Here is a 12,412-nt window from a genome sequence, read left to right as displayed (position 1 = left end):
GGAGGTTTTAGGCTTAAGGAAAAGGCCATCAGAGTAAGGGGATGTGGATAGACATCGCCTTGTTTTCTATTTAAATAATTGAAGGGTGTAGGGAATATGGAGGACTTTGGTTTTATCAATTTTATGCATAATGTAAAAAAAATTACTGGTATTGACTTGAATCAATATAAGCAGGACCAAATGAAACGCCGCTTGATATCCATGTATCAAAAGCATGGTTACAATAGCTTTGATGAATTTTTTAATGGAATGGAGAAAGACAAAGAGTTGGTCCAAGAATTTCTTGATCATATGACCATCAACGTGACGGAATTTTTTCGCAACCCCTCTCAATGGGAGGTTCTTCAAAAAAAAATCATTCCTCGTTTATATAACGATAATGAGAAAGTAAAAGCTTGGAGTGCCGCCTGCTCTACTGGTGAGGAGCCGTACTCCCTCGCTATGCTGCTCGATAATATGAATCTCCTGAAAGACCAGATTCTTGCAACTGATCTAGATTTTGGCGTCATTAAAAAAGCCGTTGACGGGATTTATAATCATAAATCGCTTCATCAAATACCGATTTCTTATCGTAATAGATATTTTCGTAAGCAGGGACTAAACTTTGAAATTATAGAAAGTCTTAAAAAGAAAATTAAGTATGCCAGGCATAATTTATTAAAAGATAGTTTTGATACAAACTATGATTTAATTATCTGCCGGAATGTGATGATTTACTTTACCGAAGAGGCAAAAGACCTGCTCTATCAAAAATTTAGTGATGCCCTGAGACCGGGAGGAGTATTGTTTGTAGGAAGCACAGAACAAATTTTCAAACCGGAACGGTACGGCTTCGAAATAGAAGAGACATTTTTCTATAAAAAGAACTAGATAAAAGGGGGAAATGCCATTTTTTTGCATAAAAATAACTCAAAAAAATTTGATATATGGTATAAAATTCTATTGGAAAACAAAAAAAACACAATGACTAAAGCTTCCTAGTCAGTTATAATGGGAATTAATGAAGGAGAACCAAATGAAAGGGGGAGGCTATTTGGAGATTAATCAAATCCCTATCAAAATAAATCAAACAATAAAATCGGGAAGTTCTACGCCAAAAACCTCCAAGGAAAAAGACACCTTGGAAACTGACTTCAATCAAATATTAGAAATGTTTTCTCTATTTGGGCAATCAGCAGGCTTGACAGACAATCAAACAGATTCATCACCGGAAAAAGCAGATGAAATAACACTTGATGATCAGATTTATCTGGATAATTCGAACCCCTCGAATGACCAGAAATTAATTTTTCAACAGACCGCCACAGAGGTTGGGTTAACTTTGATGCAATGGATGGAGCATTTAGAGCAGACTCAGCAAGCTTCTGTATCTAATGACGACCAAGTTATTCAGGAATTAACTCAGTTAATTAACGAAATAAAACAAAATCAACCTCCATTAGAGTTACCAGAGGATCTTTTAGGGAGAATTCGCAAGTTTCTTAATGAAAATGATATCCATAGTTTACTAGATCAGACACAAAACGGTGACGAGCTTTTTAGTTTAGGTTCTCGGGGTTTTTTAAAAGAACAAAAATCTAAGATGAGTCTTGATAAAAACGAGATTCACTATATCCATTCCACCCATTCGCGTGATGGAAATGGGGGGCAAGAACAAAATAAGCCTTCAGTCCTTAATATGTCAGGTATAGAATCCGCTAAACTTGAAACTGAAAGTTCTAATAAGGCAAATTTGGAACCAGTGAACATCAATGTACCAGTGCTAGGGACAGGCGTGAGGGCCATGTCCGATGAAAACGCTCGGTCCACGTCGTCTCTAAATATTGCCGATTTTTCACAAGAAATAGGTGAGTGGATTGGGAAAAATGTGAGGATAACCAATGGCCAGTCAGGTATTGCCGAAGCTAAATTTTCACTTTTTCCAGAGCATTTGGGACATATTGAGATTAAGTTGACCTCACAAGAGGGACAAGTCTCAGCACAAATATTGACCGGGAATTCATTAGCCAAAGATGCATTAGAAGGTCAATTACAACAGCTAAGACAGGCATTGCAGCAACACGGCATTGTTGTGCAAAAGCTAGATGTCATTCAACAACAGCCGCAGCAAATTTCTTTTGATTCCAATCAGGCAAATCTTTCCTTTTCTCAAGGTGGTTATGGTTCGCAGCAAGAGCAACGGACCTTCAATCATCAACAGAAAGCCAACAGAAAACTAAATGAGGTTGAACAACAGGAAGTAGAAAAAACTCCACAGGTGTCTTATACATATGGGGGGAATTCTTCGATTTCAGCTTCAAGCATTGATTTTACCGCATAGAAAGGAGAGAGTTTGATGAGCAATTGGGTCGATGTCACCACATATGCAAGAAATAACTCAGTTTTTAACAATACAAAGCCGTTCGAACAAAAAAGCAAACTTGGGAAAGATGATTTTCTGCGAATTTTAACCACGCAACTATCACATCAAGATCCATCGAGTCCGCTGCAAGATAAAGATTTCATTGCCCAGATGGCGACTTTCAGTTCTTTGGAACAAATGACCAACCTAAACAATGCTTTCGAAAAGTTTTCGAATCGCCAAATGAGTCAGTATGCAGCATCGATTGGCAAAGAGATAACATGGACACCTGAAAATTCATCCACTCCAATTTCTGGTATAGTAGATGGGGTTTCTATCCAAAATGGAAGTTATTTTTATTTAGTTGGCAAGGAGAAAATCCCTATGGAACTTGTAAATGAAATCAAACAGTCAAAGCCCGAGGTAGATTCTACAACTGAAAAAGTTAAGGAGGAACAGCAATGTTAAAGTCGCTTTACTCAGGAGTATCCGGAATGAAAGGGTTCCAAACCAAATTGGACGTCATCGGAAATAACGTGGCAAATGTTAATACAGTCGGATTTAAGAAAAGCCGAGTAATCTTTCAGGATATTATCAGTCAAAATATCGCCGGTGCCACCTCTCCAACAGGACTGCGGGGTGGTGTTAATCCTAAGCAAATAGGATTAGGAACTAAGATTGCTTCAATTGATACGATTCATACACCAGGGAGTCCAATGACAACTAATGTCGGTTCGGATTTGGCAATTGATGGGGATGCGTTTTTCGTTGTTAGTCCTGAAATTGGCGGAGCTAATTACTTGACTAAAGCAGGTAATTTTACCCGTGATGCATCGGGGGACTTAGTTAATTCGAATGGATTCTATGTGTTAGGGAAGACCGATACTTCACCAGCACCAATACAAATCAACATCTCTTCAGATGCTGTGACAAATAAAGCATTTACCTCCTACTCTATCGACTCTTACGGCTATATCAATGTTGTGGATGAGGACGGCAATAGTGGAAAACTGGCAAGTAAAAACGGAACAGACTTTTATTTGTACAATCCTGAAGTAAATGATCCTGCCGTATATGACTATGATCCCGGGGATGTGATTTCCTTGGCAACTACTGTAGTCTCCAATCCTGGCGGGTTAAAAAAGATTGGTAATACTATGTTTGAGGCAACTGGTAACTCTGGTGCTGCCGTTCTTGGCCGAATCGAAGATAATGCAGGTGGGCAAATCAATTCTGGTGTTTTAGAAATGTCAAACGTTGACTTAACTGAAGAATTTACAGAAATGATTATTGCACAGCGGGGTTTCCAAGCTAACGCCAGAACCATAACAACATCCGATTCTATCCTGGAAGAAGTAGTAAACCTAAAACGATAGGATTTGGACAAGAGATTGATTTAATCTCTTAAAATAAAGGCAGGGGATTACATGAAAGCCAAAATAAAACTTGTCCTCATTACTGTTGTAGTCACTATTATCATTGCCGTAGGTGGAGGAAGTTTTTTTATCTATCACTCCGAGGCGAAACAGAAAACGAAAGAGCTATCGGCCGATGAGATTTTAGCGACGATGGTTGAGACCGAGCCCATATCGACAAACTTACAGTCTGGTGGTTATATACAACTGCGCTTTAAACTCCAAACCAATTCGGTGAAAGCAAAGGAAGAGCTTGAAAAGCGGAACTTCCAAGTTAGAAATACAGCTTTACTGCTTCTTTCTTCAATGACAGAAGAGCAGGCGGCAAGTCCTGATGGAATGACTAAGTTTGAAGAGGACATGAAAATTCAACTAAATAAACAAATGCAGGATGGGAAAATCAATCAGATTTATATTATAAACAAAATGATTCAATAACTCATGGAAGAGTTAGGGGGATGCCCTTTGGCAGAGGTATTATCGCAACAGGAAATTGATGCCCTTTTATCTGCCTTAAATAATGGCGAACTGCAAGCATCAGATGTGGCAGAAAAGAAGGACAAAGTAAAAGTTTATGATTTCAGACGCGCGATGCGGTACTCCAAAGAACAACTGCGAAGCATTATGCGGATCCATGAAAGCTTCACAAGACTATTGACTTCCTATTTATCAGCACAGTTAAGAACATTTGTGCAAATTGAAATTGATTTGGTCGATCAAGTTAATTACCATGAATTCATTGCGTCAATTCCATCAAAAACAATTTTGAATGTTTTTGATGTAAAGCCGATGGATGGAAAAATGGTAATGGAAATAAATCCACAAGTGGCTTACGCTATTATTGAGCGTTTGCTTGGCGGGCACGGAGATTCATCAGTGAAGAAAGAAACCTTGACGGAAATTGAATTGGCGCTGCTCCAGAAAATTATCATTCGGGCTTTTGATTTATACCAAGAAAGCTGGAAGGATGTCGAGAATATTCGTGTAAAGTGGGATGCATTGGAGACAAATCCCCAATTTTTACAGATAGCTTCGCAGAATGACACTGTTATTGTTATTGCTCTCCGGACTACTATCGGGGAAATATCCGGAAGAATGACCCTTTGTTTGCCGCATTTAATTGTAGAACCAGTGCTGCCGAAATTATCTACCCAGCAATGGCTGTCATCCATGGCAAAGAAGAATGTTGCGCAGCAGGATAAATTAAAGCAAACCATTGATAACGTTAGCCTTCCTTTGATTGCCGAACTTGGCAGAGCAAAAATTCCTATTTCCGATTTATTGAACCTTCAAGCCGGTGATGTCATCGGGATTGAAGCCGGGGAGCTAAAAGTAAAGGTAGGAAAGAAGACCAGGTTCATTGGAAATCCTGGTACCCAGAAAGGACATTATGCTGTCCAAATTGACCAAGTAATTTCAACGGAAGGAGATGAACTGTAGATGGGTGACGGATTACTTTCTCAAGAAGAGATCAATGCGCTGTTTAATCAAACAGAAGACACAAGTAAATTATCTATTGATGACTTTATTAGCACCTTGGAGCAGGATGCATTAGGTGAAATTGGCAATATTTCACTAGGGAGCTCTACTACGGCCCTATCTATGTTACTAAACCAACGGGTGGAAATTACCACACCAGTTTTATCCGTAATTGCTCAGGAGCGGATGGAAGAGATTATTAAAGAGAAGCATGTTGCAGTACACGTTGATTATACAGAGGGCATTAGGGGTAAAAACCTGTTAATGATTAAGGAAAATGATGCTAAAATCATTGCCAACTTAATGATGGGTGGCGATGGAACAGCACTTGATCCGGATCTTTCGGAGCTCCACCTTAGTGCTGTACAAGAAGCCATGAATCAAATGATGGGATCAGCAGCTACATCGATGTCAACCATTTTTAATCAAAAAGTAGATATTTCACCTCCAAGTATAGATGTTCTAGGTTTTCCTCCAAAAAAATTGGATAGTTTGGAGGATAATATTATTATTGAAGTTTCCTTTCGACTGAAGGTTGGCACGTTAATTGATTCCAATATGATCCAATTTATTCCGTTATCCTTCGCAAAGGAAATGGTTCAAAAGATATTGGGTGCAAGTGAAGAAGCGGCAGCAACAGCAATTGCGGAGGAGATAAAGACCGACCATTTCACTCAGCCTTCTGTTCACAATCCGGCACCGTCAGCAATTGTTGTTCCACCACAATCAGCAAGTAATGTAAATAAGGAACCTCATACAAATATCCAAAAGGTTCAATTTGGCGCGTTCCAAGATACCGGTTCTGGCGCTCCTTCGTTAGGTAATCTTGATATGCTATATGATATCCCTTTGGAGATTACTGTGGAATTAGGGCGTACAGAAATGCAAATAAGGAAAATTCTCGAGTTGGGCCCTGGTGCAGTTATTCAATTAGATAAGTTAGCGGGGGAACCAGTCGATATCTTGGCCAACCACAAGCTAATCGCAAAAGGGGAAGTGGTCGTCATCGAAGAGAATTTCGGTGTACGAATTACGGATATCATTAACCCAATTGATCGCATAACAAAAATGACGATGTAATCTCTAGAAGATTTAGGAGGAATATTGGATGGCAAGAGTTTTAATCGTAGATGATGCAGCATTCATGAGAATGATGTTAAAAGATATTTTAACGAAGAATGGAATTGAGGTAGTGGGAGAGGCTGTAAATGGAGCAGATGCTGTAGCAAAGTTTCAGGAGTTACAGCCAGATGTCGTAACTATGGATATTACGATGCCTGAAAAAGACGGGATTACCGCAGTAAAAGAGATTAAAGCGATGTACCCACAAGCCAAAGTTATCATGTGTTCAGCGATGGGGCAGCAGCCAATGGTTTTAGAAGCGATTCAAGCAGGCGCAAGGGATTTTGTAGTGAAACCATTTCAGGCCGACAGGGTAATGGAAGCGATTAACAAAGTGCTCGCAAGCTAGCAGCCGCTTGAATTTATTATGAGAGATTTTTCACACTAGGGGAGTGACCGAGATGGCTGGTCCGCAGCTTGGGAATTGTCGAAAATGCGGGAAACTGTTCCTGCGTATTCGCGATATTTGTGACCTCTGTTATCAAAAACAAGAGGATGATTATTTAAAGGTTACTTCTCACCTGCGTGATTATTCTAGTTGCACTATCCAGGAGTTAAGTGACGCAACGGGTGTATCAGTTAAGCAAATTCGTGAGTATATACTGGCTCAGCGTATTCTTTTAAGAGATTTTCAGAACCTTTCATACCCATGTGAAACGTGTGGAACAATGATCCAAGGCGAAGGGAAATGTCCTACTTGTACAGGGACCCTTAATCATCTGTTAGAACAGGTCGATAATAAACAAGAACCACAGGTGACTAAAGAACGTAAAAGCTACTTGAGAGTAAGTTCAAATCGATTTTAAACTTAAAAGCGAGAAGGATTTGATTAGAATCTTTCTCGCTTTTTTCGATTAAAAGACTTGATATAACCTATTATATTTATTTTGAGGTGTTTATTAGAGCAGGAATGATGTCATTCGGTGGAAACCTTAAGTCAAGGGGAAGTTGGAATAAAATAAAACTCCAAAGGCTGTCTTTGGAGTTTTATTAGCGAAGAATAATGATGTTAACCCGGCGATTTGCTTCGCGATTTTCAACCGTATCGTTCGGATGAAGCGGTTTAAACTCACCAAATCCGACAAAGTTTAACCTGACAGGATTAATATTTTTAGTTTGCAAATAATGAACAACCGATAAGGCTCTAGCACCGGATAATTCCCAGTTTGACGGAAATTGGGCGCTGTGAATTGGCTGATTGTCGGTATGACCTTCTATCTTTATGGGATTTTCCACAGTCAACAACATTTCGGCAATCCCGTCAAGGATAGGAAAGAAATTTGGCTTTATATGGTCGCTTCCTGAATCAAAAATGATCTTATCCTTTAGCATAATTTGAATGCCTTCATCCATATCGGTTAACTGGATTTCCGCGTTTAGCTGCTTAACATCAATATAATTCTGAAGTTTTACCATCAAATCCTGGAGCTTTTTCTCATCTGTATCTTCTTTAGGCACTTCCTTTGATGAATCGATAGGATTTGGCAGCTTTTCTGCATTATCTTTGTTATCCGTGAAACTTGTATTACTTGGTGACTGACCCCCACTCGATGTCTCAAATACGGAAATCGTATTAAAAGCTTTATATAGTGCTTCCATCATCGCATCCGATTTAGCCTGATCCTCAGTCCGCATCGAGAACAGACAGATAAACAATGCTAGTAGCAAGGTTAATAAGTCTGCATAAGGAATCAGCCATGATTCATCAACATGCTCTTCTTCATCATGAAGAGTACGACGCTTTTTCCTGGCCACTGGAAACCTCCTCATTTGTACCTGTGTGGGCATACTTTTGCACGAGTTCATCAGGAGTTAAGTAAACATTAAGTTTGTGTTCTAATTGTCGGCTATTAAGGCCTTCCTGCAATGACAGCAAGCCTTCGACCATAATATGACGAATCTCAATTTCCCGTTTGGACAACAGCTTTAGCTTATTGCTCATTGGATGCCACAGCACGTAACCGGAAAATATTCCAAGCAAAGTTGCTATAAAAGCGGCGGCAATGGAATGGCCGAGCTTTTCAACATCAGCCAGGTTTCCTAAAGCGGCAATTAAACCTACAACGGCCCCAAGAACCCCCAAGGTAGGAGCATAGGTCCCGGCCTGTGAAAAAATCAATGCGCCTTTACGATGACGTTCCTGTATGGCACTCACCTTTTCTAATAGGACATCCTCGCTGAATTCTGAATCGGTCGTATCAATAATTAGTTCCATACCTTGCTTAAGGAAGGGATCCTCGATATTGGTTAACTCATTTTCCAGCCCTAGTAGGCCTTCTTTCCTGACAAGGGTTGCCCATTTCGTAAACGAATCGATAATTTCTGTTTTTGATGGTACTTTTTGACCGCCACCGAAAATAATTTTGATTAATTTTGGAAACTTTTTTAACTCTGACATCGGGAAGCTGACGAATAGTGCCGCTGCGGTCCCGACGAAGATAATTAAATAGGCTGCGGGATTGAGCAAGGCAGTTATACTGGCACCTTTCAACACCATTCCTACCCCGACAGCTACCAACGCTAAGACGATCCCTATGAGTGTAGAGGGTTCCTTCAAAATTGATTCCTCCTTATTTTTAGTTTTACAAAATTGCGATTTTGTAATTTTATTGTATTGGATAATTGGCGAATAAACAACTATTGTTTGATAGAAACGAAAAATTATCAAACTATTTTTGTTCATTTTGATATAGTAAATATACATAAAAAAATAAATGTTGAATTTTCATAAACTAATTCTATCAAAAGTCGATATTAATATAAAAACACATTTTCCATAGTGGTGTCTCACATGTTTTTAATAGAAAATAGACTTTGTTTTGAGAAATGGCTAGGCCATTATGACCATCATGCATGCAAGCTATGAAAGTGAGGGAATAAATATGGATTTGAATAATTACTTAGAAATTTTTATCGAGGAATCGAAAGAACACCTGCAAGCAATTAACGATACCTTGTTAAAACTGGAAACAGAACCAGAAGATACTGGCATTATCAACGAAATATTTCGATCAGCGCACACACTAAAAGGAATGGCGGGAAGCATGGGATTTGAAGATTTAGCATCCCTGACACATGAAATGGAAAACGTTTTGGATCTTCTCCGAAACTCCAAATTGAAAATTAATTCTGAAATTATGGACATTATTTTCAAGTGTGTGGATTTAATTGATAAAATGGTTGACAACATTGAACAAGGTGGAGATGGAAAAGAAAATGTTACAGAGGTTGTCCGCCAACTTGCGAAAATACAAAATCCTTCTCAAATACCGGCATCGGACACCTTATCGGATGCTTCCAAAGAAGTGGCCTCATCCTTAGTGGTAGATATCGACGAGTACCGGTATTCTGTGATCAATGAGGCAAGAAAGTCAGGAAACAATCTTTACCATATTACAGTAACCATTGAAGAAAATTGTATTATGAAATCGGTGCGTGCCTATATGGTGTTCCAAGCAGCTGATGAACTAGGGGAGATTATCCAAACCCAGCCCTCTGTGGAAGAGATAGAGGAGGATCGGTTTGGAAATACCTTTACATTATTATTATTGTCTGATCAGACCAATCAAGAAATTCAATTGCAGCTTAGTTCTGTTTCAGAAGTGTCAGAGGTTGTAGTGGCAAGCGGATTACAACTTGAACAGAATAAAGCAGGAAACATTCTTGAAGAAGCTGCAGAGGAGAATCAGCAGATAGCCCAAGTACAAAGGAAAGCAGAAACTGACCCGCAAAGAAAAAAACATCGGTCAAAGTCGATTCGGGTCGATATTGAGAAGCTAGACCACTTAATGAATTTATTCAGTGAGTTAATTATTGACCGCGGCCGGCTTGAACAAATCTCCAGAAAATCACAGCTGACCGAATTGACAGAAACAGTAGAACATATGACGCGAATTTCAACCAACCTGCAAGGACTTATTTTAAATATGCGGATGGTGCCTGTAGAACAGGTATTTAACCGATTCCCACGGATGGTTCGAGATTTGGCTAAAGAATTGGATAAGAAGGTCCTATTGGTGTTAGAAGGAGAGGAGACAGAGCTTGACCGTACTGTAATCGATGAAATCGGCGATCCCCTTGTGCATCTATTAAGAAATGCCCTCGACCATGGGTTGGAATCAACTGAGGAAAGAATTGCTTGCAACAAACCGGAAGAAGGCAAGATCCTTTTAAAGGCATATCACGGAGGGAATCACGTGTTCATTGAGGTTATTGACGATGGTAAAGGCATTAACCGCAATAAGGTCTTATCAAAGGCAATTCAGCGAGAGATTGTATCTCCAGAGGAAGCAGAAATGCTTACCAATCAGCAAGTTTTTGCGCTGATTCTCTCATCCGGATTTAGCACAGCTGATAAAATCTCGGATATTTCCGGCAGGGGCGTGGGTCTTGACGTCGTCAAAACAAAAATTGAATCTTTGGGCGGTGTGATTACCATTGAATCCACGCCGGGACAGGGATCGGTTTTCCGGATTCAGCTCCCATTAACATTGTCGATTATTTACTCAATGCTGGTAAAAGTGGAAGAAGAAACCTATGCGATTCCTTTTAATTCAATTGTTGAAATAACTACCTCACCGTATGATAAGGTTACCACGCTATACGGGCAAAAGGTGATTCAATTCCGTGGACAGGTCGTTCCGTTGGTATTTCTGAAGGAAGTGTTCCAGGTTCCGGCTAATGCACAAACGGAAGCTAATCAGTTATTTATTGTTATCGTGCGTAAAGGGGAAAAGACAGTTGGTTTAGTAGTTGATGCTGTGATAGGACAGCAAGAAGTTGTATTAAAATCATTAGGCGGATTCTTAACCAACCTTTATGCCATCTCAGGTGCGACCATTCTTGGAAATGGTGAGGTAGCCTTAATTATTGACTCCAATCAGTTTTTTAAATAGAAAGGACGGTACGTCTACAATGGAAACAATGAAAATTGTGGCCTTTAAATTAGGGAATGAGGAATACGGGCTGGACATAGATTATGTCCAGTCTATCGAGAGAATTCAGCACATAACGCGAGTTCCAAATGCTCCTTCTTATGTACAGGGTGTCATCAATCTTCGTGGTAATGTGACACCTATTATTGATTTAAGAAGCAAATTAAACATTGGCGAAGTAAGCTTCACTGAACAAACAAGAGTGATAATTACTAAGTATGAAGAAATTGAATTGGGCTTTAGCGTTGACCAAACGAGTGACGTTATTGATATTACAGCCGAAATGATTGAACCGGCTTTTGAAAGTGAACTTGATAATGATTTTTTTGGCGGCATTGCTAAAATCGAGGAGCGCTTGATTATTTTTCTAAAGTTGACGGAATTAATAAAAGCTACAACTTAATAAGGAAAATACTGCAGATTCGGCTAAATAACAACTGGCATGAAGGAGAGAAAGCGAAATGAGCAAGCAAATGGTAATAGCGGATTTTAAAGCGTTAGTTTTTAAAGTGGGAGAAGAAGAATACGGCGTTCACATTAGTCAAGTCGTTTCTATCGAAAGAATGCAGTCAATCATGCCATATCCGAATCGTCCGCCCCATGTTCTGGGAGTCACAACGATTCGAAATGTGGTAACCCCAATCGTCGACCTGCGTGCGGCCTTGACAGGAGAAACGCTTCAGCCAGGTGATGAAACAAGGATTATTATTTTTCAGGTAAACAGTAGTGAAATTGGACTTGTGGTGGATGCAGCAACAGATGTCCTAGATATTATGGCCAACACAATTCAATATCCAAATCTATTAGAAAAAAAGGAAGTCTCCTATCTGGAGGGAATCTCAAAGCTTGAAGAGCGTTTAGTCATTCTGCTTAATGTTGAAAAACTTTTGGAAGACACTACCAATCTGGACGAATTGAGAGAACTTAAAGAAGCATTATAGAGGAATCCTTTGTAACGCTTTCGTTGCCCGTCAACGGAAGCGTTTATCTAAATCTAAAAAAAACGCTACAGGAAAAGTATTTCCAAAAAAATTGATGAATTTTTTTGGAATTAAAGGTATAATGACTTTATTATTTTGATAGTTTTTGATTGTTTTTTTGAATACAATCGGAAAATTGGA

The 12,412-nt window shown here is 39.4% G+C and carries 14 protein-coding genes; 12 read left to right on the top strand and 2 right to left on the bottom strand.

Annotated elements, in window-relative coordinates; translation table 11 throughout:
• Window positions 1–96 precede the first annotated feature (96 nt).
• The 9 genes from KHB02_RS00145 to KHB02_RS00105 all read left to right on the top strand — a co-directional run bounded on the left by KHB02_RS00145 (window position 97) and on the right by KHB02_RS00105 (window position 7,163).
• Window positions 97–870, top strand: coding sequence for a CheR family methyltransferase (locus KHB02_RS00145; protein ID WP_213140344.1), 774 nt, complete (start codon window positions 97–99; stop codon window positions 868–870).
• Between the two features lie 163 nt (window positions 871–1,033).
• A complete protein-coding gene (locus tag KHB02_RS00140; protein WP_241113622.1) occupies window positions 1,034–2,320 on the top strand; it encodes a flagellar hook-length control protein FliK in 1,287 nt (428 codons plus the stop codon).
• A 15-nt stretch (window positions 2,321–2,335) separates the two neighbouring features.
• Window positions 2,336–2,809 carry a flagellar hook assembly protein FlgD gene (flgD, locus tag KHB02_RS00135; RefSeq protein WP_213140342.1) on the top strand — a complete coding sequence of 158 codons (474 nt, stop codon included), beginning with the start codon at window positions 2,336–2,338 and terminating at the stop codon, window positions 2,807–2,809.
• Window positions 2,803–3,717 (top strand): flagellar hook-basal body complex protein, encoded by a 915-nt coding sequence (locus tag KHB02_RS00130; RefSeq protein WP_213140341.1) that lies wholly within the window; start codon window positions 2,803–2,805, stop codon window positions 3,715–3,717. Before flgD ends, KHB02_RS00130 begins: the two co-directional genes overlap by 7 nt.
• Window positions 3,718–3,768: 51 nt before the next feature.
• The gene (locus tag KHB02_RS00125; RefSeq protein WP_213140340.1) at window positions 3,769–4,194 is read left to right on the top strand and encodes a flagellar basal body-associated FliL family protein; all 426 of its coding nucleotides are present in this window, start codon (window positions 3,769–3,771) and stop codon (window positions 4,192–4,194) included.
• 27 nt (window positions 4,195–4,221) lie between these two features.
• Window positions 4,222–5,196 carry a flagellar motor switch protein FliM gene (gene fliM / locus KHB02_RS00120; RefSeq protein ID WP_213140339.1) on the top strand — a complete coding sequence of 325 codons (975 nt, stop codon included), beginning with the start codon at window positions 4,222–4,224 and terminating at the stop codon, window positions 5,194–5,196.
• Window positions 5,197–6,315 carry a flagellar motor switch phosphatase FliY gene (gene fliY / locus KHB02_RS00115; protein WP_213140338.1) on the top strand — a complete coding sequence of 373 codons (1,119 nt, stop codon included), beginning with the start codon at window positions 5,197–5,199 and terminating at the stop codon, window positions 6,313–6,315.
• A 28-nt stretch (window positions 6,316–6,343) separates the two neighbouring features.
• Window positions 6,344–6,706 (top strand): response regulator, encoded by a 363-nt coding sequence (locus KHB02_RS00110; protein ID WP_213140337.1) that lies wholly within the window; start codon window positions 6,344–6,346, stop codon window positions 6,704–6,706.
• 52 nt (window positions 6,707–6,758) lie between these two features.
• Window positions 6,759–7,163 (top strand): flagellar protein, encoded by a 405-nt coding sequence (locus tag KHB02_RS00105; RefSeq protein WP_213140336.1) that lies wholly within the window; start codon window positions 6,759–6,761, stop codon window positions 7,161–7,163.
• A 184-nt stretch (window positions 7,164–7,347) separates the two neighbouring features.
• On the opposite strand, the gene KHB02_RS00100 is transcribed toward KHB02_RS00105, so the two are convergent.
• Window positions 7,348–8,112, bottom strand: a complete 765-nt coding sequence (locus KHB02_RS00100; protein ID WP_213140335.1) for a flagellar motor protein MotB — start codon at window positions 8,110–8,112, stop codon at window positions 7,348–7,350.
• Window positions 8,081–8,914: a flagellar motor stator protein MotA gene (gene motA, locus KHB02_RS00095; protein WP_277398122.1), complete on the bottom strand. Its 834-nt coding sequence runs from the start codon at window positions 8,912–8,914 to the stop codon at window positions 8,081–8,083. Before motA ends, KHB02_RS00100 begins: the two co-directional genes overlap by 32 nt.
• A 325-nt stretch (window positions 8,915–9,239) precedes the next feature.
• Here motA and KHB02_RS00090 point away from each other — a divergent pair, with 325 nt between their 5' ends.
• The 3 genes from KHB02_RS00090 to KHB02_RS00080 are packed head-to-tail and all read left to right on the top strand — an operon-like array spanning window position 9,240 to window position 12,232.
• On the top strand, window positions 9,240–11,252 hold the full coding sequence (locus KHB02_RS00090; protein ID WP_213141262.1) for a chemotaxis protein CheA: 2,013 nt from the start codon (window positions 9,240–9,242) through the stop codon (window positions 11,250–11,252).
• 19 nt (window positions 11,253–11,271) lie between these two features.
• Window positions 11,272–11,694, top strand: coding sequence for a chemotaxis protein CheW (locus KHB02_RS00085; RefSeq protein ID WP_213140333.1), 423 nt, complete (start codon window positions 11,272–11,274; stop codon window positions 11,692–11,694).
• Window positions 11,695–11,752: 58 nt separating this feature from the next.
• Window positions 11,753–12,232 carry a chemotaxis protein CheW gene (locus KHB02_RS00080; protein ID WP_213140332.1) on the top strand — a complete coding sequence of 160 codons (480 nt, stop codon included), beginning with the start codon at window positions 11,753–11,755 and terminating at the stop codon, window positions 12,230–12,232.
• Window positions 12,233–12,412: the final 180 nt, after the last annotated feature.

Source organism: Neobacillus citreus, assembly GCF_018343545.2.
Lineage (GTDB): Bacteria > Bacillota > Bacilli > Bacillales > Cytobacillaceae > Neobacillus > Neobacillus citreus.
The sequence above is the reverse complement of the archived record's forward strand: the minus strand, read 5'-3'. Positions and strand labels throughout refer to the sequence as shown.